20 protein-coding genes and 3 tRNA genes are annotated in these 23,872 nt (G+C 36.8%); 6 read left to right on the top strand and 17 right to left on the bottom strand.

Annotated elements, in window-relative coordinates:
- Positions 1-73 precede the first annotated feature (73 nt).
- The 3 genes from BLS98_RS03400 to BLS98_RS03390 form a co-directional block, all read right to left on the bottom strand.
- A tRNA-Lys gene (locus BLS98_RS03400) sits at positions 74-146 on the bottom strand.
- A gap of 68 nt (positions 147-214) precedes the next feature.
- Positions 215-287: transfer RNA gene (locus BLS98_RS03395), tRNA-Lys, on the bottom strand.
- Between the two features lie 66 nt (positions 288-353).
- Positions 354-426: transfer RNA gene (locus BLS98_RS03390), tRNA-Lys, on the bottom strand.
- A gap of 391 nt (positions 427-817) precedes the next feature.
- Here BLS98_RS03390 and BLS98_RS03385 point away from each other — a divergent pair.
- A complete protein-coding gene (locus tag BLS98_RS03385; protein WP_089733592.1) occupies positions 818-1,852 on the top strand; it encodes a S66 family peptidase in 1,035 nt (344 codons plus the stop codon).
- 182 nt (positions 1,853-2,034) lie between these two features.
- Here the strand turns inward: BLS98_RS03385 and BLS98_RS03380 are convergent, their stop codons facing one another.
- The 5 genes from BLS98_RS03380 to BLS98_RS03360 form a co-directional block, all read right to left on the bottom strand.
- On the bottom strand, positions 2,035-2,667 hold the full coding sequence (locus tag BLS98_RS03380; RefSeq protein WP_089733591.1) for a DJ-1/PfpI family protein: 633 nt from the start codon (positions 2,665-2,667) through the stop codon (positions 2,035-2,037).
- A 94-nt stretch (positions 2,668-2,761) separates the two neighbouring features.
- Positions 2,762-3,763 (bottom strand): GlxA family transcriptional regulator, encoded by a 1,002-nt coding sequence (locus BLS98_RS03375; RefSeq protein WP_089733589.1) that lies wholly within the window; start codon positions 3,761-3,763, stop codon positions 2,762-2,764.
- A gap of 177 nt (positions 3,764-3,940) precedes the next feature.
- Positions 3,941-5,533, bottom strand: coding sequence for an efflux MFS transporter permease (locus tag BLS98_RS03370; protein ID WP_089733586.1), 1,593 nt, complete (start codon positions 5,531-5,533; stop codon positions 3,941-3,943).
- Entirely contained in the window at positions 5,533-6,591 is a 1,059-nt protein-coding gene (locus BLS98_RS03365; RefSeq protein WP_089733585.1) for an HlyD family secretion protein, read from the bottom strand. Before BLS98_RS03365 ends, BLS98_RS03370 begins: the two co-directional genes overlap by 1 nt.
- Positions 6,592-6,596: 5 nt before the next feature.
- On the bottom strand, positions 6,597-7,919 hold the full coding sequence (locus BLS98_RS03360) for a TolC family protein (protein ID WP_089733583.1): 1,323 nt from the start codon (positions 7,917-7,919) through the stop codon (positions 6,597-6,599).
- 132 nt (positions 7,920-8,051) lie between these two features.
- On the opposite strand from BLS98_RS03360, the gene BLS98_RS03355 reads away from it, so the two are divergent.
- Positions 8,052-8,849, top strand: a complete 798-nt coding sequence (locus BLS98_RS03355) for an AraC family transcriptional regulator (RefSeq protein ID WP_089733582.1) — start codon at positions 8,052-8,054, stop codon at positions 8,847-8,849.
- 324 nt (positions 8,850-9,173) lie between these two features.
- On the opposite strand, the gene BLS98_RS03350 is transcribed toward BLS98_RS03355, so the two are convergent.
- From BLS98_RS03350 to BLS98_RS03310, 9 genes are all read right to left on the bottom strand, one after another.
- Positions 9,174-12,659 (bottom strand): glycosyltransferase family 117 protein, encoded by a 3,486-nt coding sequence (locus BLS98_RS03350; RefSeq protein ID WP_089733579.1) that lies wholly within the window; start codon positions 12,657-12,659, stop codon positions 9,174-9,176.
- A gap of 229 nt (positions 12,660-12,888) precedes the next feature.
- Positions 12,889-13,677: an SDR family oxidoreductase gene (locus BLS98_RS03345; protein WP_089733577.1), complete on the bottom strand. Its 789-nt coding sequence runs from the start codon at positions 13,675-13,677 to the stop codon at positions 12,889-12,891.
- 434 nt (positions 13,678-14,111) lie between these two features.
- Positions 14,112-14,501 (bottom strand): RidA family protein, encoded by a 390-nt coding sequence (locus BLS98_RS03340; protein WP_089733575.1) that lies wholly within the window; start codon positions 14,499-14,501, stop codon positions 14,112-14,114.
- A 107-nt stretch (positions 14,502-14,608) separates the two neighbouring features.
- Complete coding sequence (locus BLS98_RS03335; protein ID WP_089733573.1) at positions 14,609-15,169, bottom strand: Crp/Fnr family transcriptional regulator; 561 nt, start codon at positions 15,167-15,169, stop codon at positions 14,609-14,611.
- Between the two features lie 119 nt (positions 15,170-15,288).
- On the bottom strand, positions 15,289-16,284 hold the full coding sequence (locus BLS98_RS03330) for an SMI1/KNR4 family protein (RefSeq protein ID WP_228425301.1): 996 nt from the start codon (positions 16,282-16,284) through the stop codon (positions 15,289-15,291).
- 4 nt (positions 16,285-16,288) lie between these two features.
- A complete protein-coding gene (locus BLS98_RS03325) occupies positions 16,289-16,906 on the bottom strand; it encodes a hypothetical protein (protein WP_228425299.1) in 618 nt (205 codons plus the stop codon).
- 54 nt (positions 16,907-16,960) lie between these two features.
- The gene (locus tag BLS98_RS03320) at positions 16,961-17,449 is read right to left on the bottom strand and encodes an SMI1/KNR4 family protein (protein WP_089733569.1); all 489 of its coding nucleotides are present in this window, start codon (positions 17,447-17,449) and stop codon (positions 16,961-16,963) included.
- 2 nt (positions 17,450-17,451) lie between these two features.
- Positions 17,452-17,991, bottom strand: coding sequence for a hypothetical protein (locus tag BLS98_RS03315; RefSeq protein ID WP_089733567.1), 540 nt, complete (start codon positions 17,989-17,991; stop codon positions 17,452-17,454).
- A gap of 35 nt (positions 17,992-18,026) precedes the next feature.
- Positions 18,027-18,587, bottom strand: coding sequence for a TlpA family protein disulfide reductase (locus BLS98_RS03310; RefSeq protein WP_228425297.1), 561 nt, complete (start codon positions 18,585-18,587; stop codon positions 18,027-18,029).
- A 471-nt stretch (positions 18,588-19,058) separates the two neighbouring features.
- Between BLS98_RS03310 and BLS98_RS03305 the strand changes: the two genes are divergently transcribed.
- From BLS98_RS03305 to BLS98_RS03290, 4 genes are all read left to right on the top strand, one after another.
- Positions 19,059-21,392 (top strand): TonB-dependent receptor, encoded by a 2,334-nt coding sequence (locus BLS98_RS03305; RefSeq protein ID WP_089733563.1) that lies wholly within the window; start codon positions 19,059-19,061, stop codon positions 21,390-21,392.
- 3 nt (positions 21,393-21,395) lie between these two features.
- Positions 21,396-22,196 carry a DUF4249 domain-containing protein gene (locus BLS98_RS03300; RefSeq protein WP_089733562.1) on the top strand — a complete coding sequence of 267 codons (801 nt, stop codon included), beginning with the start codon at positions 21,396-21,398 and terminating at the stop codon, positions 22,194-22,196.
- A 468-nt stretch (positions 22,197-22,664) separates the two neighbouring features.
- The gene (locus tag BLS98_RS03295) at positions 22,665-23,351 is read left to right on the top strand and encodes a Crp/Fnr family transcriptional regulator (RefSeq protein WP_089733560.1); all 687 of its coding nucleotides are present in this window, start codon (positions 22,665-22,667) and stop codon (positions 23,349-23,351) included.
- A gap of 106 nt (positions 23,352-23,457) precedes the next feature.
- Complete coding sequence (locus BLS98_RS03290) at positions 23,458-23,856, top strand: VOC family protein (protein WP_089733558.1); 399 nt, start codon at positions 23,458-23,460, stop codon at positions 23,854-23,856.
- Positions 23,857-23,872 lie beyond the last annotated feature (16 nt).

Genomic DNA, 23,872 nt, shown 5'->3' with positions numbered 1-23,872 from the left:
AGGTATGTATTCAACAAGAAGCGTTGACAAAAAACAAAAAGAACCACTGAAAACAGTAGTTCTCTTTAGTTTGTGACCCGGCTGGGATTCGAACCCAGGACCCATACATTAAAAGTGTATTGCTCTACCAGCTGAGCTACCGAGTCGGCCACTTACTTTCTCAAGTAAATTATTTTTTCAGAGAACTACTAAGATTGTAGTTCTCTTTAGTTTGTGACCCGGCTGGGATTCGAACCCAGGACCCATACATTAAAAGTGTATTGCTCTACCAGCTGAGCTACCGAGTCGGCCACCTACTTTTTCAAGTAAATTATTTTTTTTAAACTACTAAAATTGTAGTTCTTTTTAGTTTGTGACCCGGCTGGGATTCGAACCCAGGACCCATACATTAAAAGTGTATTGCTCTACCAGCTGAGCTACCGAGTCGGCCACTTACTTTTTTAAGTAAATCCCTTTGTTTAAGGGACTGCAAAGATAGAAAAATCTCCTTTAAAGCCAAGCTTTTTTAGACTTTTTTATCATATTTTTTTACTACAAATCAGCAAATATCTGTTTATAAATTAATTATGAAAATTATTTTTTTCTAAAAAAAATGTAAACAGGTATTAACCTTCCAAAGAATCTCTTTATAAATCAAAATTTGTAAATCCTCAGCTCAAAATTCAATGGGGTCATTTTTTACTGTTTATCATTGGATTTCTTATAAAGATGTCCTATTTTTGAACAAAGTGGCCATAAAAGGTCATTATTGGTTTATTTTCCAAACACTTAAATCATTTCCAAACAAAATTTTCTGTTTTATTACAGTCTAATAGTTATGAAATTAATTACTCCCCAAAGATTAGTTGATGGTGATAAAGTGGCAAGCATTTCCATGTCCTGGGGTGCTGCCGGCGATCTGCCATACAGATATTTAAAAGGTAAAGAACGACTGAATCAGATCTTTAATCTGGAAGTTACAGAAACCAAACATGCGTTGCAATCTGCCCAATGGATCTACAATAATCCGGAAGCCAGAGCAAATGATCTTATGGAAGCGTTTTCAGATCCTTCCATAAAAGCTATTATTTCGAATATTGGTGGTGATGACAGCATCCGGATGCTGAAATATATTGATCTTGATATCATTAAAAATAACCCTAAAATATTCCTGGGATTTTCTGACAGTACCATTACCCATTTTATCTGCCTCAAAGCAGGTTTAAGTTCATTCTATGGCACTTCCCTATTGGTTGGTTTTGCTGAAAACGGAGCTATGCATGATTACCAGATCAATGATATTAAACGAACATTGTTCTCTCCTTCTGTTATTGGGCAAGTTCATCCTAATCCAGAAGGCTGGACCACTGAATTCCTAGATTGGTTTGATCCCTCCCTACAGGATATAAAAAGAAAACTAACTCCACCTACAGGATGGCGTTTTATCAGAGGGAATTCTATTGTTCAGGGACCATTAATTGGTGGTTGTATAGAAGTTTTAGAGATGCTTAAAGGAACCGATTACTGGCCGGATTCTGAGATGTGGAAAGACTGTATTCTGTTTTTTGAAACCTCAGAAGACAAACCTCACCCAAATTATGTAAAATATTGGCTTCGGAATTACGCTGCTACGGGGATTCTGAAAAATGCCAAAGGAATTATTTTCGGGAGACCTTATGATAACCTGTATGCTGAAGAATATGAAAATGAATTATTAAAGGTACTGGATGAAGAAGGTTTATATGATTTACCAGTTATTACACAGATGGATTTTGGTCATACCTGCCCTACTTTCACCATTCCGTATGGTAGATTGGCTGAAATCAATTGTTTAGATCAAACTTTTTCTATATTGGAAAGTGGAGTTTTATAAAATTTAGGATTTTATAAATGGGTTTCGGCGGGCCTTTGGCCCGCCGATACCTTTTGCTTTTAACATCTCCCGCAGATTTCACCAATTACGCAGATTTTTCTTGGTGTGTTATTCTGATATGCAGGTCATTTTCAATAATCAAAGAGCTGTAATTTGTGTTATTTGTGAAAACATTGGTGTGATTAGTTTTTAAATTCCTGCTGCTGGTATTCAAAAAGTGTCACAATGGTCTCTACCAATTCTTGTCCATGGTGTTTTCCTACCAGATACAAAGCCGCATCTATTCCTGCGGTTATTCCTGCTGTGGTAATCAATTGTCCCTGATCTACAAATCTAGCGTCTCTTTTAACGATACTCTTTGGATTATACTGTTCCAAAGTATCCAACAACATAGAGTGGGTTGTAATTTCATGATGGTCTAATATTCCTGTTTTGGATAAGTGCATACTTCCTGTACACACTGTGAAAACAGTAACTCCATTATAATACTGATCTTTTATCCATTGCATAACTGTATTTTGGAAATCATTATCCTCCAGGCATTCCATCACACGATCCGGATTCGCTCCCGGAATGACGATCATATCCGGCTGAGGAGCTGTTTTCACATCATATGTTGGAATAATAGACATGGTATTGGCTTCCATGAATACCGCTTCTTTAGTTTGTCCAACGGTATAGCAATGATAACTTCCTGTAGAGATTACATCTGCTTTAATAAAAACATCCAGCGGACCATTCAGATCAAGCGCTTCTACCTGATCATAAATCAAAAATGCCACATTCATTGTCTTGTTCTTTTGTTGTTGATTCATAATGATATTTTAAAAATTATTTATTTAAATAAAGACATAGTTTTCCCTGCTGACCATTGATTATCAGCTTTCATTATTCAAAAAATGAAAAGAATTATTCTGTTCCGTTACAGGTTTTTCGGTATTGTGACGGAGAAATGGAGAGGTATTTCAAAAATAACCTTCGAAGAGAGACCACCGTAGCGAAGCCGCATTTTTCAGCAATCATATCGATGCTCATATCTGTATATTCCAACATGTTTTTAGCCTGATCCAGTCTCATTTTTTCAAGGAATTTCCCAGGAGTCATTCCCGATTCTTTCAAAAATACCCTTGAGAAATTACGAACACTCATATGTACAGATTCAGCCATAAATTCTATACTGATGGCTTGGCTGAGCTTATCTTTAAGCAAATCCCTGATTTCTTTTGTGAAGGATGATAACATTTCATAATCGGAAACAGCATTTCCAAACTGAGATTGCACTCCGGGTCTTTTCAAATGTAAAACGAGATGTTTAGCTACTTCCGAAGCAATTGGTTTTCCAAAATCCTCTTCCAATAATGCTAATGCCAGATCTATTCCGGAAGAGACACCTCCTGAAGTGTAAATACCCTGATCCTGAATAAAGAACGGATTGACATTTACTTCCAGATCGGGATACATTCGCTGTAACATATCAGCATATTTCCAATGAGTAGTTACCTGCTTTCCTGTTAACAGTCCTGCTTTAGCCAGAACAAAAGCTCCTACACAAACAGATCCTATGCGTCTTATGCGTCCTATAACATTCTGCAGATAAGCATAAAGATCAGGATTAATATTATCTAATGTTCTAAGATCTGTACCGGCAACCAGCAAGGTATCTACCGGAAAATCTATATCATAAATAGTGTGGGTACATGGTAAAGGAATTCCCGAACTGGAATATATTATTTTGTCTGAAGTGCCGGATATCAGATGAACCTGATATTTCAGACCGGTTTTATCATCCGGCGAAAAGAGATTGGCTGCAGTAAATACATCGCAGGGTCCGGCAACATCTAACAACTGAACCTGCGGCAAAACCAAAAGTGCTATATTTTTTATCTGTGTCTGTTGTGCTACATTTTCCATATCTCAGTCTTTATGATGCAAATGTACAGAGAATGTCATCTGGCTGCAATGACAAAAAACAAACAGTTTCGGCCATTATTTTTTCATCAACTAAACAAAAGAGACTGCCTTAAAAAAGGCAGCCTCAGCACTCTCACTATAAAATTAGCTAATAAGCTATACTTTTAAAATTACTATTTATGCAGGAGATAACCTGCGGGACTTTAAATAAAGAGCTGTACGGTTCAGGTATGGAAAAAGAATTATCAATAACAGTGCCCCAGCCAAAAGCCATACCATCATTTCGTAATAATCCATCGCAAAACGTACATGATCCTGTACATTAAGTCTTCCTACCAATAATTTATTGGACGCCTTCACCGCATGGTCCTCAAGCATTCCTTTGGCTGTAAGTTTAGCCGTCTGTTTATGAAGAAAATCTTTTACAAAGGGATCAACTGCTGTTACATGGTCCTGAAATGCATTATAGTGACGGCTTTTCTCGAAAAGTTCAAAGAAATTAATCAGTGCTATACTTGCACAAAACCCAAAATAACGGATTGCTAAAGCGGTTGCCGCAGCAGATGGCCCAATAGAAGCAGGAACAGATGATATGATAAATATAATAGTCGGAACCATTATTAATCCTACTCCCAACCCCTGCAGAAATAATGGAATATAATAATTGAATTCATTTGCCTGTACATCAAAGGAATAATACATCAAAGCATGAAACAAAAGCAGCATCAAAAAACCCGGCCCCCAGACATATTGTATTTTCTTTTTCTGTAAAACCATACAACAGGCAATGATAACCCCAATAACTAACCCCGAAAGATTAAAAACATTGATATAGGAAATATAAAACGGATCCAGATGCAGCTCTGTCGCAAAATAGCTATTGGTAATTCCCGAAGCGAAACGGCAAATATACATAACGAATAGAATCAGCAATCCTACTTTAAAATTTCTGTATTTAAAAATCCTAAGGTCTATATAAGGTCTTTTAATCGAATTCTGACGGAAGATTGATAACCCTATCAATACTATGATGGTGATTATACTTCCTAAAATCCTCTTATCTTCAAGCCAATAATATTCCTGGCCGAAGATGGTAACATATCCTACCAGCACCAAAATGGTACTGAAAACAGCAAAACTCTGCCAATCCAGTTTATACAGGTGAAACCTTACATTGGGCCTGTAATTCGTCATGGTCAATGTCAGGAAAATAAGTCCGGGCAGGTAAGAGAATATAGCTGTTTTGTAAACAATATTAAAATTATAAGAATCAATAAGATCTGCTGTAATCAGGTTATTAAAAGGTAACGCACAAATCAGAATCCCAAAGAATACCGAAAAACTGATCTCTCGCCCTCTTTCACTGCTTAATCGTGTAAAAATTAATGTTAATGAAAGGTTTACATTCCCGGCAAACAACATTCCCTGGATAAAACGCACCGGAAAAAGAACATACACATCACGGGTAAAGTAACAAATGAGGCAGGCCAGGATCTGCAAAGTGGTAAATATCAGAAAATACTCCTTTGCAGCTAGAAAACTAAAAAATCTTCTTTCCAGACAATAAAACCCTACATATCCGGCATAAAATAACGCTACTGAAAACTGAATATCAGCAGGCTCGCTTCCATAGTACCCTGCCGCCGCATTGATGTTTGTAAGCGGCAGGAAGAATATGATAATTCCCGGTAAGGTCATAGAGAAAAGAATAATTTTCACCAACCATTCCGGCACCCATCTTTTAAAAAAGGGCATTTGTCTTTTAGCCATTAGGAATGTTTTTTATTGGCGTAAACGTTGACGTTCATTCCCATTTTGAGAATATCGATATCTTTTCTTTTTCCTTCTACTTTAATTCTTACAGGAATACGCTGTACAATTTTCACATAGTTTCCTGTAGAGTTATCGGGTGGTAATAATGAAAAGCTGGAACCAGTTGCCGGTGATAGGGAAATAATCTTTCCCTGAAACTCTCTGTCAGGATAAGAATCTGCAACAATTTTCACCTGATCTCCAATTTTCATATCCTTGATTTGCGTTTCCTTATAATTGGCTACTACCCATTTATCTGTTTCATTATTAACGATGAAGGCCAGCGTTTCTCCGGCATCAATCATCTGCCCTACTTCAACGGTTCTTCGTCCCATTCTTCCATCGTATGAAGCCACTACTGCTGTATAGCTCACATCTAATTTATGACGGTCTAATAGGGCTTCCAATCTTGCAATTTCTGCCTGTACTACTGTTTTTTCCGCCTGAATATCATTAATTTTAGAGACTGAAGCTGCATAATTGTCCTGAGAGGATTGATAATCACTTTCATTAACATCCAATGTGGCTTTTACGTCTTCCAATCTCTGTTTAGTGGCAGATTCTTCATCATAAAGCTTCTTATAACGGTTGTAATCAAGCTGTTGTTTCCAGACTTTTGCTTTATTAGCATCTACCTGTGCCTGTGCCGCCGCCGCTTCTTTCTCTGTGGTTCCTGTATTACTCTGTAAAACTTTCAGCTGAGCACGGGCCTTCTGAAGGGCTGCCTGGGTTTGTTTTTGCTGAAGAACATATTCACGGTTATCAATCAACAATAAAGTATCTCCTTTTTTTACTTCCTGGTTTTCCTCAAATTTTACAGCGACAATAAATCCTCCGGCTCTTGAAATCACCGGGTTTACATATTCCTGAACCTGAGCATCATTGGTTTGCTCATATTTATAGTAACTTTTAAGGGTAAAACCGCCCCATACAGCAAGTGCGGCAACGATTAAAACTGAAATCCATCCTGTGATTTTCGTAATCACTCTGTCGGTTGGGGTATATTTTTTTTTCATTGTATTTATAAAACGCCTGTGATATTCTGTAATAAATAATAATTGTTCTGTGCCATGATTTTCGCTGCTTCTAATTCAAATTTTGTCTGAAGTAACTGGATATCTGCATCCAAAAGCTCTGTAATAAGGGAAGTTTGATTGAAATAAGTGTTCTTAATAATACGGGCATTCTCCTTGGCCTGGGCTACATTGGTTTCAGCTACTTTAATCTGTTCAAGAGCTTCCTGATATCTTAAATACGCTTCTTTTACCTGTTGTCTTATCTTATCTTCAGTATCTTTGTGAGCTTCCTCTTCTTTTTCAAACTCAAGCTTAGCAGCCTTCACTTTATGGGTATTGTGGTAAAGAGAGGAGATTGAAAATGAAGCTTTCAACCCAACAATCCCCAATGAATACCAATATGGGTTATAAGGATAAAGGAAGATCTGTGGATTGGCATAATAAAACTCTCCGTACATCCCTATTTTAGGGCTTACATTGGCTTTTACCTGCTTAAGTTTAAGCTTACTTAATTCCGTTTGCTCTTCGGAAACATGATAATCAAATGAATGCTCTAATGCTAGTTTCAGATATTCTGCATAGGTGGTATTGGCATCCCATTGATTGGCTGGTGCTTCCGGAATAACGGTCTGCTCATCCGGAACTCCTAAAATAATATTCAGCTTCTGCATGGCAATCAGAATATCATTTTCAATAGTCACCAAAGTCATTTTACGTTTGGAAAGTTCCAATTCTATTCTTAAAACATCACTTTTTAAAACTACTCCGTTTTTATACAAGGACTTAATTTCTTTAAGCTGTACTTCCTGATCTTTAATGTCCTGTTTGATAAGATCCCTGAAGATGAATGTTTTCTGAAGTTCAAGATAAAGAGTTGCTGTTTTATAATGGATATCGGAAACAGCCTGTTCTTTCTTAATCTCTTTAACTTTTTGTAAAGTCTGGTTTTCTTTAATCTTAAGGTTGAGTTTATTTCCGTTGTAAATATTCAGGTAAAAATCGGCTCCTACTCTGTAAAGGGTATGGATAACCTCATGTTGGGTAGGTTTGGAAAAAATTCCGTTTTCATAGATGGGAATATTGGATGCTTTTTCTACTGATCCTTTCACTTGTATTTCCGGAAGACGTTCTCTCTTGGTGTCTTTTACTTCTTCTTCCGCAATGTCTACACTAATGGTATTTATTTTAATATGACGGCTGTTTTCTTCAGCTCTTTGCCATGCGTCTTTTAGGGAGATTCGGATGGTATCATTTCGTGGACTGCCTGTTTGAGCTGATATAAAGTAGGAAGCTCCTAACATCAACAGTCCGGTGACATAGATTTTCATTTGAATTTTTCGAATTATTGCACTGCAAATTTATTGGCAATTCGTAAATTTTATTTACCTAAAATAGTCAAGTTTTACATGATTTCGGCCAAATGATTATATTTGCATTTTCATTCTTATTTTAACATTTCTATGGGACTTATTGCAGCACTTCCGGACATCGATAAACACGAGAAAAGTGTATTTGTTATGCATGAAAAATCAGAAAAACTGATTCCTTTTCATAAACATACAAAGGGACAGCTGAGTTATGTAGAAGGCGGCATTGCCTATATTACCATTGATAACCGGACTTATGTGGTACCAGCCCGACACTTCTTCTGGATCCCACAAGGAATGGAACATATTTTAGAAATAGGACATACCGCAACTGTTCTTCGTTCACTGTATTTTTATGCACATGATGATATTTCAGATCCTTTTTACAGCAGACTGGGAATTTATCCGGCATCGGAACTGTTAATTCAGATGATAAAATATTCGGAGATGTGGGATGAAAAACATGTTACGGATAAAGATGAAAACTTTGAATTTCTGGTTGCTTTAAAAAAAATTCTTCCTAAAACTCATCAACAACCCTTACCTATTATTCTTCCTGCTACCCACAACAAACAGATGATGAAAATAACTTCTTATCTTGAATGGAATATGGGAGAAAAACTGACTCTTTCGAATGTAAGTGCCAGGTTCGGATTGAGTGAGCGCTCTATGTCCCGCCTGTTTAAAGCAGATATGGATATTTCTTTTCTCCAATACCTAAAAACACTGAGAATCATCAAAGCTATTGAGCTGCTGCTCAATACAGATAAACCGATTAACGAAATTGCTGATGATGTTGGCTACAGCTCAATTAGTGCCTTTAGTGATACTTTTCATGAGTTTACGCAATCCAGACCTTCAGATCTTAGGAAAAGCAGCAAAGCTTTTTGATATTTTTGAGTAGGTATTGTTGAAACCACCCCGTCAAAAATTCTTTGAATTTTCGCCGGCTCTCCGATGGAGGGGAATTTGCAGCCCTTCAATTGGAATATTAGAGATTCTTAGAAAACTTAGTTGTATTTAAAAATATCCCAATAACTTTAGTTTTATTCAATAAAAAAGCCTTTAAATATTGAATTCAAAGGCTGTATTAAAAACCATTAAGCAGATAAGGTTCTGAATGTACAAGGTAAAATCTAAGATTTTAAAACGAAACTATAAAAACAAAATCCTTTATTCTGAAAGCCTTGTCTGATCTTAATGGCTAAATTTTTATTATTGTGTTGCTTTAATAATAGCTGTAGTAATCTGTTCTTCTTTCTTTTTTGAATAAGTAGAATCAAAAGGTTCCATCACATTGAATAAATACTGATAAAAAGGAGTTATTTTCTGCACATTTTCAGATTCTTTCATCGCTTTTTCTTTATCCATGCGTTGAAGGTTTTTCACAAAAGCATTAAACTTCTTATCAACCGGTTCTACAGATTTCAACAGATAGTTCTTAGCTTTATCATTCTGTTCTAATCTTTTGTAAGCTTCAGTTACCGCAGACACTACAAGAGAATATTCCATAGGTTTAGACCTCATCTGCCTTCTGGCTGCTGCCCTGAACTTAGGAGAAAGGCTCAGGTAATAGTCATATTCATAAAAAATTTCTTTTTTAAGACTCTCAGCCAACTGAAGGCCTTTCTGCTCCTCACCGGCAACAACATAAGCTGTAACAATTGAACTTAATGAACGTGGATCATTGTATTTTTCTGCAGGAATTTCCTTCGCAGCAAGATTTAACAATTCTAGAGCTTTTGTTTTATCACCATTCGTCACCAATGCAGAAACCGCTCTACTCACTGACATTCTGTAATTCATAATATCAGATATACCAGTGTCATCGTAGTGGATATTCAGATCTTTAAAATTGCCCCACTTATAGTTTTTCACTACATCATAAAGTGAATGGGCATCTACCCTGCCTTTATCCCCATCCGGACTTTGAGTGGTATGGATAGGAACCAGTTTGTAGCTGAAGCCGTCAAACTGAAGATAGTCATCAAGGTAAAAGATATTTTCACTTTCATACATTCCTCCGGACGAGAAACTAATTGAACGTTTCCAATCAAAATTGGCCAGTATATCCAGCATTATAAGGTGGCTTTTATAAAGAGTATTGGCTTCATAATTAATGGTAATTTGATCCACCGCATCCGGAAAGTCAGACGGATTAATAATTCCCGACTTTAAGGCATTTTCTTTATTCACTGGAAGAATGAATTTGTGTACCGGGATAATATTGTATTTTTCATATTCTTTTTCCCCGAAATACATCTTCAGTAACTCGTCTTTTGCGAGAGATTTATATTTCAGAAACTTAATTGCCTCTTTTAACGTCATTGAATCCTGAGTCAGAAATTTTCTGAATTCCTGAAACTCTGTATCCGGAGTGCCCTGATCCTTGAGCATAGCAAACAGCCCTTCCCAATCTTCTTTTTTCATCAAATACACCTGATCATTTACTCCATCCCTGTAATCCTCATGGGTTAATTCACCCGGAACTCCCATAGCATTGTAAGTTCTTCTTTTTACCTGATCAATGTTCCACGGAGTAGCCAGCATGGTAAAGTTTACTGTTTTTACATCATCCCGGAATCTTTCTGTTTCCTGCAATCCCCAAACCGGATACGTATCATTATCGGCATAAGTAAAAACGATCCCATTTTTAGGTAGAGATGCCAGGAAAGAATACGCTGAGTCATGAGCAGCAGATTTCCTGCTACGGTCGTGCGGAACATAGTTCTGGAAACCCATCATGAAAGGAATTCCCAATAAAATCACCCCTGTTATACTATGGGCAACATTAGATTTTATTCTGGATTGAATGAACCATAGAATACTTCCCGCTCCCAACCCAATCCAAATAGCAAAAGCATAGAATGATCCTACCATTGCATAATCTCTTTCTCTTGGCTCAAAAGGCTTTACTCCTGTATAGAAAACAATCCCAATACTGGTTAGGATAAATAGTGAAAGAATCGCATAAAACCTTCCAAAATCTCTGTTCAGCTGGAAAAAGAAACCTATTAATCCCAATATTAGCGGCAGGAAAAAGAATTTCACTGTACTTTCATTTTTAAATTTAGCCGGCATATTATCCTGATTCCCCAATAAAGCATTGTCTATAAAAGAAAATCCGGAAATCCAGTTCCCATGAGTGTTTTCAAGATGTCCCTGAAAATCATTCTGTCTCCCTACAAAGTTCCACATCAGATACCTTACAAAATAATATCCGTTCTGAAAGGAGAAGAAATAGTTCATATTTTGAGCAAATGAAGGCCTCTGAACATTGATAAGATCATAGGGTTTTATTTTCATATAATCATCAACCGTGATGGAATCATCTTCATATTTTGCTCTTAGCTCTTCAAAAATCTGCTTAGCCTGAGGATTGTCTGCCACATCTTCATTATCATAATTGAATGTAAAATCAGGAGCTCCGTACATAGACATATAATTGGCCATCACCTCTTTATCTTCACTGAACATTCTCGGCATAAAACTTAGGTGAGATTTGTTGTAGACGTAGTTAAACCTTTCTCCTGTTTTCCTGTACGTTTTGGTCTTTTCATCCTTTTCATACATTTCTCCGGTTACATTCCTTTTGTAACTTCCATCTTCATTTTTTTCCAATCCTTTTTTATCAAGAGCTGCCGTATAATTTTGGCCATATATTGTTGGCCAGTCTCCATACTGTTCTCTGTTGTAATAATCTTTCATCCCAATGGCTGTATCAGGGTCATTAAGATTCATGGGCGGGTTGGCATTGGCCCGGATAGGAATCACCAGCCAACACGAAAAACCTATAACCATATACACAACAGATAAAACAATGGTCTGATATATATTCTTTTTTAACTTCCTAGCATATTTAATCATCAAATAACAAATGGCCCCCATGATAATAAAAGCGACAATAGTTCCTGAGTGAAAAGGAAGACTTAGTCCGTTCACAAAGAAGATCTCCAGCTGCCCGAACATCGTCATAATTAACGGGAAAATAATTTTAAAGACTAATGCCAACACACCAAGTGTTATCAGATTGGCCAGAATAAAGCTCTTCCAGGTAAACGTATAGTTTCTGGCATAATACACCAGACATATAGCCGGAATGGCTAGCATACACATCATATGAACTCCCACCGAAAGCCCGATAGCAAAGAAAATAAGAATAATCCATCTTTCGTTATCTACTGCAGTATGTTCATTTTCCCATTTGGTAATAAGCCATACCAAAAGTGCAATAAACAGAGAAGCCATAGAATATACTTCTCCTTCTACCGCTGAAAACCAAAACGTATCTGAAAATGTAAAACATAAAGCACCAATGACCCCTGCAAACAGAATTGAAATCTCCTGAGGCCTCGTAATTTCATTAATATCTTTATGTAAAAGTCTTCTTAAAAAGTGAGTAATGGTCCAGAACAGGAACAAAATGGTAAATGCACTGAAAAGTGCTGACATGGCATTAATCACTATAGAATAATTGCTGCTATTTCCGAATGCAAATATACTGGCCACTGCCCCTACAATCTGAAATAAAGCAGCACCGGGAGCATGGGTTACTTCAAGCTTGGCTGCTGAAGAAATATATTCCCCACAATCCCAAAAACTCAGGAAATGCTCCATAGTGGAGAAATAAGTAATCAAAGCAATAGTGAAAAGGAACCATCCCAGTACGGTGTTCCATTTTTTAAAAGACCAGTTTTTCATATAATATTTTCCAATATTAGTATGACAACTGATAAGGAAGGAATATTACATCAATCTGTGACTTTTTTAATAAAATAACAGATTAGGCTGGAAGCTGGAAGAGGGAGACTGGAAGTTACTGTTGGATTTAATACTAATGGAAATGATCTTTAGAAAATTTCAATAGCTTATCTACAAGTTGTCTTTCAACCATTTCCTGCTTCAAGCCTCCAGTTTCCTTTCCTATAATTTAATATGTATTATTCAGTCCGCCATCCAAAGGAATATTGGCTCCAGTAAGGTAAGAAGCATATTCTGAAGCGAGAAAAGCTACCAGATTACCATATTCTTCAGGTTTTCCGAATCTTTTCATTGGGATTTTATTTTCTCTCATTCGCTTGATCTCATCTTCAGATATACCCGCTTTCTGAGCATCATGGTGAATCAGATTCTGAATGCGTGCTGTATCAAAATATCCTGTTAAAATATTATTGACGGTAATATGATGCTGAGCTACTTCATTAGATAGTGTTTTTGCCCACGCCATTACAGCGGAACGGATAGAATTGGAAAGTGCCAAACTTCCGATGGGTTCTTTTACAGAAAGTGAAGAAACATTGATGATCCGTCCGTTTTTCTGTTCAATCATATAAGGTAAAGCCAATAAGGTTGTTTCGCACACTGTTTTGAAAAGAAGATCAAAAGCTTTCTGATAATCGGTTATATTTTTATCAACAGCAAGTCCCGGCTCAGGGCCATTGGTATTATTCACCAAAATGTCTATTGAATGGGTATTAAAATATCCTGTAATGATCTGTTGATAGCTTTCAAAATCAGAAAAATCAGCAACCAGATATTCATGTTTCTGATCCGGATTCACTATAGGCAACGCAGCCATAAAATCCTTAAGTTTTGACTCGTTGCGGGCCACTACCGTAACATTAGCTCCACATTTTGCCAGTTCAATGGCAATTCCTGCTCCTATTCCCTGCGTAGCACCGCCTACCAGTGCATTTTTTGAAAAAAGTTGAATATTCATACTCTCTATATGATTACAAATTAGATAGATAAAGGTAAGAAAAAAGAGGTTGTCATTCTGGATACAGTTCAGAGATTCTTCGCTACGCTCAGAATGACAGAGGTCATGTTTTTTTTATCTCGCAGATTGAGCAGATTAGGCAGATAAATGCAAGTTAAAAAATCTACGTAATCTGTGAGATTTGCGGGAACCTTAACTCTGTTGAGATTCTTCATTTCGCACTGCTACATTCAGAATGATAAAAACCTATTTTTATCTCGCGGATTAAGCAGATTGAGCAGATAATTAAGGTTAAAAATCTGCGTAATCTGTGAGATTTGCGGGAACCTTAACTCTGTTGAGATTCTTCATTTCGCGCTGCTATATTCAGAATGACAAAAGCCTGTTTTTTTTGACTTTTGAAACAACCTCTTGATTTGATACCATCATGAAGATTACTTCACCACGGTGGCTTCCAACTCTACTTTCAGTGTTTCAAATAAGCCATTGACTTCAAGCATCGTGACCGCCTGTTCTATATGATGTACTGCAATCCACTCCTGAAGTATGGGAAAATGTGGCCATAACTCCTGTGTTGAAGTGGTGTAGATATTTAATCTTACAATTCCTTTACACTCATAGCCTGCTGTTGTAATGACTTCTTCAAGATTGGCTATTGCCTGTTCCAGCTGGCTTTTCATATCCTTATTGCTAGAAGTACCATCCGGATCTATGGCTGCCTGTCCCGAACAATATAAAGTAGCTTCTGCATTTCTTACTTCCACAGCTTGTGAGTAGCTGCGTTCATCCTGCCATTTCCATGGGTTTACGGTTCTTTTTTCCATTATACCTGTTGAATTTTGTTATTGATTACTTTGCAAAATTGCAGAATAGATATAGCAAAACTCTGTGATGGGAATCACGATTATCAAGTGACGGAAATCACAGTTTATCATTGTAAGCGGCTTAGAGTTTCCCGGGAAACGCCAAGATAAGCGGCCAGCAATGATTTGGGAACACGCTGTACGAGAGACGGATATTTTTCCAACAGCTGCTCATACCGTTCTTTTATTCCGGTAGTCATGGTAGAAATAATGCGTTGTTGTGCAGAAATAAATCCCATATAGGCCTTTTCCAGAAAGAAATGCTCCATTTTAGGATGAATACTGCAGATTTTCCGGTAATTCTCAAGGGTTAGGCATAGTACTTCCGTATCTTCAAGACACACCAGGGTCATGGTTGCTTTTTGGTTTTGATAAAAGGCCGAGAAATCTGTTTCCCACCAGTCTTCCATAGCAAATCCTACAATATGTTCTTTTCCGGCTTCATTGGTATACACTAATTTAAGGAGCCCTTTCAATACAAAGTAGTTATAGGGCACAGCTTCTCCTTCCTGTATTAAAAACTGGTGTTTCCTGTATTTTTTATAAGTAAAACAAGAGGATATAAAATCAAACTCTTCATCACTAAGAGGAAGGATCTTTTCGATATGAGCTCTTAACCTATCCGGCATATTCTATTTCTTAAAGCATAAAAATACTGTTTTTTTATGAAGAAAATCACGGTTCATTTCCCAAGAGAAAAGCCTGCAGATCAAAACTACAGGCTTTTTTATGGCTATAAATACTTGTCTTACGGTTTTGGAGATTCTGTATAATTAAACCTTCTGTTCAAATGCTCAAAAGAGAGCTGCTGATTGATGATTTCTTCTACCTCGTCAAATGTTACCAATCCTTCTGTTTCAAAGGAACTGCCATTGGGAACTTTATAGGTATATTCAAAAAGATCACGTTGATAAATGGTATTCAGAATTTCTATCTGCTTTGCTGTGAGATAAGGTTCATGGGTTTTCAACTGGTTGAAGAGGTTCTGTTTCAGATTTTCTTCTTCCTCTTCATAAAACATAGAATCTTCATCTATTTCCGTTACTGATTCCAGGAGCTGGCGGAAAATAAAATCCTGAAAATTTCCGGCTAATATCTCAGCTTCCTCATCATCATGGGGAATAAAAACAACTGGTACTTCCCCATTATTCTGCAAATCAAACTGAAAGGCATACAGATCTCCGGCTCCATTCTGTGCAAACGGAATAAACTGATAATCCGGATGAATATTTCTGTAATCTTCCTCATCAGACATCTCATCAATGGAGGTTTCAACAAGTTCCTGGTCATTCCAGATTTCAATATCATATCCGAATAAAAGTAAAGGTGGGTTTGCTTTTAATTTCGGAAAAGTGTCGTGATACCAATTTGATCCAGATACTCCCCAATCCAGCATATTATTTTCAGCTAACTGCCTATAGACTTCAGGGTATTGAATGGTATACTTCTGCTCTAATTCTGTTAAATTCATTGGATTTTTTATAATTTGATTTGATTCTTTTATACTACCCCAGCATACAGCACATACAATTTTATAATCGCAATCCTGGGACCACTGATCTTGCTCATCATCTGTTCTCGTTTTGCTCAGAGCTTTTTCACATTCATTGCACCAGGCCATATCCTCTGGCTCACATTCATAAAAACCTATTGGTTCATTTCTACCAGCAAGAAGGTGGCTGCATATTAATTTCAGATCCTGTTGCCCATGCTGATTGCAGTAAACACTTTGTACTTCTTCCATTCTTCTATGTATTGCGTTCCATACAGATATAAGAAGAATTCTTTTTATCATAGAATACTTCTACAAATGGTTCATACTGTAATCCGATCTGAAAAAGAAACTCCAGGTCTTCATTCCATTGCATAGGGGCATCATCTTCCGGCCATGTCATTGCCCAACCGCCCTGATAAGCAAAAATCCCATCATAAAAATAGATAGGATGAGAATCCATCCAGATATCCGTATATTCATCTGATGCAAAAGCCAACAGACTGCACAGGTCATCTTTATCCCCATCATTTTCAGCAATCCATTGCTGGATTTCTTCATCTCCGTAATGCATTAATGTTTCAAATGGCGGATAAATCTCTATATTTTTTTCCTTTAACGCTGTATATTTATTTAAATCAATTGATTCTAGGTTAATAGGTAAGAATTTGAATTCATCCTGATCTTCAATAAGCCCCATCCATTGATCTAAATGCTTCACGAGAAAACGAAGAGGTTCATCTTCATTGGCATAAGCTGTTTTTTCATCAGGCTCATGGGCTGAAACAAATACTTGTGCTTTGCGGATCATAGGCTGTGCTTTTTCCTTCAGTTGGTCTATATTCATGGGTAAATAACTTTCTTTTGACTTCAAAAATAGCAGGTTTTATAAGGTTCTGCAATCATAAGGGCTCTATTTCGGCTAAAGTTAAACAGTAAAAGGATAAACTTTACTTAATCCGGGATGAATGGTATCCAGAGCTGTATAAAATTTTTGTCTTACAGGTTCTGAAACGTCCTCATGTTCATCAAAGTACAGATCCAATTGCTTAACAACAAATGCCATCTGCATCCACTGTTCAAAGCTGATATTCATGGGTTCTAATTTTTCATCATAATCATGGTCATAGAAGAAAATATCTCCGGTTCTATCCAGAAACCAACGGTCTCCCTGTCCGTTTCCTGCAAAACACCAATAATCCAGCAGTACAAATTCTTTATTTTCATTCACCGCTTCCACGGCATTGAATAAAATAGCTTCTGATGAAATCTCTGTTGTTTTTATTAGAGTAACCAGCTTTTTATAATATTCAGGAAAGGGGAAATCAATGGTTTTAGGGAAACTCTGTATGTTTCTTTTTTCTTTTAAAACCTCAACCTGTATTTCTTCAATGGGTAGTATTTTAAATGAAATCATTGTTAAGCTTTATTTTCAGTTTGCTGTTTACACTCAATTTTCAAATCGTTTTTTTTCACGAGATCTACAAAAGTCTGAGTAACGAACTTAATTCCTTTATTTTCATCCTGAACGGCGTATTTCACATCCGGCAGCAGCGTATTTTCAAAAGAAAATCCCATCCCTTCAAAATCTTTTACAATAGAAGCTGTTTTCAGGAATAACGCAGCATAAACTGGGATTGGCTTACCTCTCAGCATACAGGGAAGAAATTCAACTTCACCCTGAAGCTCCGCCTTTAAAGCTATCACTGCCTTCTCCGAAAGTAAATCTCCTACACCACCGGTATAGCAGGTATAAAGATCATAATCCTTAAGAAAATCATCAAGATTCAGAGAATACTCTTTGCTAAATTCTTCTTTAATAGGAATGATATTGTTTCTGATTGGAATTTCCCGGCATTCAGGAAGCTGAAATTTATCAAAAATACTTCCCTGTTTATCAATCACGGAGAAATAATACTCTTCTTTCGGGTGAAAGGAAAATAAGGTATACAAATTCATATTTTCGGGTGCTCAAAGTGATTATCTATTGTGCTTTATTTCAGTAATGAATCAATCTGCTGGTAAAAAGAATCTTTGCTGTAATCGGCAACTCCGGTATGATGAAGACGGATTTCGCCATTTTTATCCAGTACAACAGTAGTTGGCAATGAGCCGCTATAAAGTGCTTCAGGGATATTCCCCGCAGGAGTTATAAAAGGAACTGTAAATCCTTTTTCCTTTAAATAGGTTTTTCCCAGAGCAGGATTATCATCAAGATTTACTGTAAGGAATACTATATCAGGGTTAGTTTTGTATTTGTTGTATAGTTTTTCAACTGATGGAAACTCCGCACGGCAGGGAGGGCACCATGATGCCCAGAAGTTGATAAAAACAACTTTATTTTTCAGATGAGAGGAATCAATAAGGGTTCCGTCTTCGTTCTTAAGCATCAGACCTGTATAAGCGGCTGTCCCTGGTTTCTCTGCAGCTTCAGAAATGCTGGAATTCAGAATCCCTGTAGATGCAACCTGTCTCATCAGCCATGCCTTGGCATCAGGATTAACCAATATAATAATGAATAAAACCGTTAACAATATCGTGGAAAGATTACTCATGATCCACTTTTTCAGATTTCCCATATTCTTCTAATCATTCTTCCCAAGCAATATAAGTTTAAAATTTGGATTGGAAAGGCTTTAAAAAGGAAAAATATTTTCCCTCTGATCTATCATTTTAACATATTCAAATTGAAATATTAAACAATTTCCCCCGTTGTATCATTAAAAAAATCAATATTAATAAATAAAAACAATGATTTTATACACTTATGCTTTTCATTGCCATAATCTGTTTTTAATTGATTAAAATCACAACAACGTTAAAATGAATACATTTACCACAGTCTTTTTTCATAATCCTTCATATTCAAGTTTACAAAAACACTGATTAACAATAAGAAAAGTGTTATTTTATGAATAATATCAAGGTTTCGAATGTAACTAATTTCCTATTCGTTCAACTAATCATCAGGAAACAATAAACTCCAGCTCAATTATAGAAAAGATCTACTACTTTAAAAAAAACTAATGCAAACATCTTTTTTCAAAATTACCGCGGCCACAGCTGCGCTCTGTTTCAGCACTTTGGTGATGGCTCAACAACAAGCCCGCTCCGTAAGCGGAACAGTAAAGGATAAAAAAAACGGCGAATTGCTGATAGGTGTAACGGTAAAAGTAAGCGATGATCCTTCGATTAACGTTGTAGCCAATGAATATGGGTTTTATTCCTTGTCACTGCCGGAAGGAAATCACACCATCGTTATTTCTTATCCAGGGTACAAGGATTTTGAGCAACAAATCAATGTTGAACAGAATATGAAATTGGATCTTTTCCTTAACCAGGAAGAGCAAAAATCCAATGCGATAGATGAGGTGGTTGTATCCGGAGTTAAAAAGGATAAGAACCTTTCAAGCGCCCAGATGGGAACTGAAACCTTAAGCATCAAAAATATAGAGAAGCTTCCTGTATTATTTGGTGAAAAGGACGTTATGAAAACCATACAGCTTCTGCCGGGTATTAAAAGTAACGGTGAAGGAAGCAGCGGATTCAGTGTAAGAGGTGGTGCTACAGATCAAAATCTGATCTTACTGGATGAGGCTCCGGTTTATAATGCTTCGCATTTGCTTGGTTTTTTCAGTACATTCAACAGTGATGCATTGAAGGATGCCAGCATTATCAAAGGAAACAGCCCCGCTCAATATGGAGGCCGTCTTTCTTCTGTGATGGATGTGAAAATGAAGGACGGTAATAACAAAGGCTATAACGTCAACGGTGGAATCGGATTGATCAGCAGCAGACTGAGTGTAGAAGGGCCTCTTCAGAAAGAAAAGTCTTCTTTTATTGTATCCGGAAGAAGAACCTATGCAGATTTATTCCTTAAGTCTTCTAAAGATTATAAAGACAACAAGTTATATTTTTATGATCTTAATCTAAAGGCTAATTATCAGATTAATGAAAATAACCGTATTTATATTTCGGGATATTTCGGAAGAGATGTATTAGGATTGGGTGATACATTCAATACCGATTGGGGAAATACTACAGCGACATTACGATGGAACAGTATTATCAACAGCAAATTGTTTTCTAATACTTCCTTTATTTACAGCAATTATGATTATAAAATTGGTCTGAAAAATAATGAAAGTGAGTTCAACTTAAACTCAAAGATACAGGACTGGAATCTTAAGCAGGACTTTACCTGGTTTGCAGGAAACAAACATTCTGTACGTTTCGGACTGCAATCTATTTATCACACCCTGACACCAAGCAGTGCTTCTGGAACGATTGTTAATTCATTCCCAAGGAATTCAAGATATTCATGGGAAAATGCCTTGTATATTAATGATGATTTCAAAGCGACAGACAAATTGACGATTAATTACGGAGCCAGACTTTCTCTATTCAGCGTATTGGGTGGAGATACTTTCAACACTTATGAAAACGGAGTGCTTACGGGAAGTGAGTATTTAGAAAAAGGAAAATTCGGAAAAACATATACCAATATTGAGCCCCGTATTACCGCCAACTATCGTATCAATGAAGTGAGCAGTATAAAAGGAGGATATTCCAGAAACACTCAGAATCTTCACCTTTTGAGCAACAGCAGCAGTGGAAATCCTACAGACCAGTGGATTGGAAGCAGCTATTCAGTGAAGCCTGAAATTGCAGATCAGATCAGTATGGGTTATAGCAGGAACTTCAATAACAATAATTATGAATTGAATGCTGAAATCTATTACAAATCTATGCAGAATCAGATTGATTTTAAAAATGGAGCTCAGATTGGCTTCAGTACTGCAGCAGATGTAGAAAGTGAATTGCTGTTTGGTAAGGGAAGAGCTTACGGACTGGAACTTATCGCTAAAAAGAAAAGTGGGAAGCTTACAGGATGGATCTCTTATACGCTATCCAAAACAGAAAGAAAGATTGACGGAATTAATGATAACCAATGGTATAATGCCAGAATGGACAAAACCCACGACCTTTCTGTAGTAGCAACTTATCAGCTTAACCCAAGATGGACGCTATCTGGGCTATTCCTTTATAGTACAGGAAATGCGGTAACCTTCCCTATCGGAAAATATGAACTGAACGGGCAGACCATATTCCAATACAACAGCAGAAATGCAGACAGAATGCCTGCTTATCACAGAATGGATATTAGTGCTACCTACGAACCGGAATCTACCAAACGTTTCAAAGGTTCATGGACGTTCGGAATTTACAATTTGTATGGCCGTCAAAATGCTTACACCATTACTTTCGAAGATAATCCGAACAATCCGGGAACAACCCGCGCTATGCAGACTTCCCTATTCCGTTGGGTTCCTAACATCACTTACAACTTCAAATTTTAACTCATGAAAAAGTCATTTTTTATCATATTATCTGTGTTCGCCTTAAACTCCTGTCAAAAGGAAATTGATCTTGATCTTTCCGACCAAAGCGGGAATATTGTTATTGAAGGAAACGTTACTGATGTTGCGGGATCATATACTGTGAAAATCACAAAATCTGTTGGTTTTTCTCAGCCTAACCAATATCCGGCTGTTACCGGTGCCCAGGTTATTTTAAGTGATAACACAGGACAAACGGAAACCCTGGAATACACAGGTGGTGGAGAATATAAAACAAGTACCTTTAAGGGCGTTCCCGGAAGAACCTACACCCTCAAAGTACAAGCGGAAGGAAAACAATACACAGCTCAAAGCACCATGCCTCAAGCTGTGGAACTGGAAGGTCTTGCACAGGATTCTTTTAAAGTGGGAGATAAAACAACCTATACCATTCTTCCGGTTTTTACAGACCCTGCTGAGCTTGGCAACCGTTATCTGTTTAGTATTACCATCAATGATTTATCAAAAAAATACATCAGTGTACTTTCTGACAATCTAAACAATGGACTACCCAATCAATGGAGCTTAGGTCTTCCTAACGATGATAATAAGGGAAGAGATCATGAAGTGGTACCTGGAGACGATATCCGTGTTGAGATGCAATCTATTGATACCAATATCTTCACTTATTACAGTGCGCTTCTTCAGATCACTGACGGCTATGGCAGCGTTACCCCTGCCAACCCACCAAGTAATATCAATAACGGAGCGTTGGGATATTTCTCTGCACATACTGTAAGATCGCTTGTTTTTCAAATTCAATAAGCTTTCTTCTATAATAATAAAAGCGGTTATTCCAATACTTTGGGATAACCGCTTATTTTTTTCTCTAATCTGAAAAGTATTCTTTAAAAACAACTGGATAAAATAAATAAGTAAAAAAAAATAATTTAGAAATGTCAGCAACTGCTGTGAAAAACATGTCAACTTAAATTTTTATCCAGTGCTCTTTTACATCTTTATTATGAGTAAAGTTTTATACTCTTTTTTATTATTATTTTCACAATACCACCCATAGATCTCATCCTTTTAAAACAACCATTAGTCTTTATTTATCGGGATTAAAGGAGTACTCATTGCGATCAAAACTATTATGCGCCTCTATTCAAAATCTATTTTATTACTTTTGTAAAATTAATTCGTTCAGGCAGAAAATCTGGTGATTTATATCGTTTTAAAATGTGATTTAAGTTACAAACTGAGCGTTTATTCAATAGCCTGCGTAGAAAAATTATGATCTCAAAATTTATTTTCAACAATCAGTATCTTTTTGATGAACTTCCTGAATACGACAAGGATTTGCTTCTAAAAGCCATGAAAACCAAAAACTACCGTAAAAACGAGGCTATATTTACGGATGGCACAAAACCCAATGGTATTTATTATCTGAATGAAGGGAAAATAAAAAAATATAAGGTAGATAATGATGGAAGAGAACAGATCATTTACATTTACAGTTCCGGGGAATTTTTCGGATACTCAGCCATTTTGAGCGAAGAATCTTATGGAGACACCACTTCCACTCTTGAAAATTCTGTCATTTCTTTTATTTCAAAAGACAGCTTTCTGGAAATCCTTAACCAATCTTCGGTTTTCTCAGGTCTTTTGCTAAAGTCTTTGAGCCATGAATTCAGCGTAATGGCCAATCTTATTGCTGTTCTATCTCATCGTACTGTAAGAGAAAGGGCTGCCCTGAGCTTATTGATCCTTCATGACAAATATAAATCTAATGACTTCCCTGAAGAAGAGGTATTAATTTCCCTATCCCGCGTAGACCTCGCTAACATGGTAGGAACAGCGAGAGAAACGCTGGCCCGCATACTCAATGATTTTAAGCAGGAAAAATTAATCAAATCGGAAGGACGAAAAATATGTGTTCTTGATTTTAAGCAGCTCATTCATATTGCTAATTTTTACTAAGAGATCATTTTAATCATTTTAGCTTTCCGTTTCAAAACCCTACTGACATCCTGTTGTCATATCTTGCTCTTAATTTTGTATCAAATTATTTTAAATACAGAATTATATGAAATTAGCATCTTTAAGAATCATCACAAAAGATATTAAGCAATCGGTCCAGTTTTATGAAAAAGCAATGGAACTCACAGCTCAATGGTATACAGAAGACTTCGCTGAACTTAGTACAAACACCATAACTATAGCCATCGGAAGCACACGTACTATGAAAATGTTTGGCGGGGAGCACCCTGCAGAATCAAAAGGACAAAATAATGTCATTATAGAATTTCTGGTTGCTGATGTAGACCGTGAATATAAAAGGATTAAAAATCTGACAGATCATATTATACAAGAACCTACAACTATGCCTTGGGGCAATCGTTCTCTTCTATTTCGTGATCCGGATGGAAATCTGATTAATTTTTTTACTCCAGTAAGCGCTGAAGCCATTCAGAAATTTAAATAAAACAGGAAGCCGGAAG

The organism is Chryseobacterium jejuense (assembly GCF_900100075.1).
Lineage (GTDB): Bacteria > Bacteroidota > Bacteroidia > Flavobacteriales > Weeksellaceae > Chryseobacterium > Chryseobacterium jejuense.
This window is presented reverse-complemented; position numbering and strand designations above follow the sequence as displayed.

Bases quoted from the DNA above. Each gene is read 5' to 3' on its own strand.
- BLS98_RS03360 (WP_089733583.1), bottom strand. From the start codon at position 7,919: ATGAAAATCTATGTCACCGGACTGTTGATGTTAGGAGCTTCCTACTTT.
- BLS98_RS03290 (WP_089733558.1), top strand. From the start codon at position 23,458: ATGAAATTAGCATCTTTAAGAATCATCACAAAAGATATTAAGCAATCG.
- BLS98_RS03330 (WP_228425301.1), bottom strand. From the start codon at position 16,284: ATGGAAGAAGTACAAAGTGTTTACTGCAATCAGCATGGGCAACAGGAT.
- BLS98_RS03335 (WP_089733573.1), bottom strand. From the start codon at position 15,169: ATGCCGGATAGGTTAAGAGCTCATATCGAAAAGATCCTTCCTCTTAGT.
- BLS98_RS03340 (WP_089733575.1), bottom strand. From the start codon at position 14,501: ATGGAAAAAAGAACCGTAAACCCATGGAAATGGCAGGATGAACGCAGC.
- BLS98_RS03315 (WP_089733567.1), bottom strand. From the start codon at position 17,991: ATGAATTTGTATACCTTATTTTCCTTTCACCCGAAAGAAGAGTATTAT.
- BLS98_RS03345 (WP_089733577.1), bottom strand. From the start codon at position 13,677: ATGAATATTCAACTTTTTTCAAAAAATGCACTGGTAGGCGGTGCTACG.
- BLS98_RS03365 (WP_089733585.1), bottom strand. From the start codon at position 6,591: ATGAAAAAAAAATATACCCCAACCGACAGAGTGATTACGAAAATCACA.
- BLS98_RS03370 (WP_089733586.1), bottom strand. From the start codon at position 5,533: ATGGCTAAAAGACAAATGCCCTTTTTTAAAAGATGGGTGCCGGAATGG.
- BLS98_RS03300 (WP_089733562.1), top strand. From the start codon at position 21,396: ATGAAAAAGTCATTTTTTATCATATTATCTGTGTTCGCCTTAAACTCC.
- BLS98_RS03295 (WP_089733560.1), top strand. From the start codon at position 22,665: ATGATCTCAAAATTTATTTTCAACAATCAGTATCTTTTTGATGAACTT.
- BLS98_RS03380 (WP_089733591.1), bottom strand. From the start codon at position 2,667: ATGAATCAACAACAAAAGAACAAGACAATGAATGTGGCATTTTTGATT.
- BLS98_RS03320 (WP_089733569.1), bottom strand. From the start codon at position 17,449: ATGATTTCATTTAAAATACTACCCATTGAAGAAATACAGGTTGAGGTT.
- BLS98_RS03385 (WP_089733592.1), top strand. From the start codon at position 818: ATGAAATTAATTACTCCCCAAAGATTAGTTGATGGTGATAAAGTGGCA.
- BLS98_RS03355 (WP_089733582.1), top strand. From the start codon at position 8,052: ATGGGACTTATTGCAGCACTTCCGGACATCGATAAACACGAGAAAAGT.
- BLS98_RS03310 (WP_228425297.1), bottom strand. From the start codon at position 18,587: ATGAGTAATCTTTCCACGATATTGTTAACGGTTTTATTCATTATTATA.
- BLS98_RS03375 (WP_089733589.1), bottom strand. From the start codon at position 3,763: ATGGAAAATGTAGCACAACAGACACAGATAAAAAATATAGCACTTTTG.
- BLS98_RS03350 (WP_089733579.1), bottom strand. From the start codon at position 12,659: ATGAAAAACTGGTCTTTTAAAAAATGGAACACCGTACTGGGATGGTTC.
- BLS98_RS03305 (WP_089733563.1), top strand. From the start codon at position 19,059: ATGCAAACATCTTTTTTCAAAATTACCGCGGCCACAGCTGCGCTCTGT.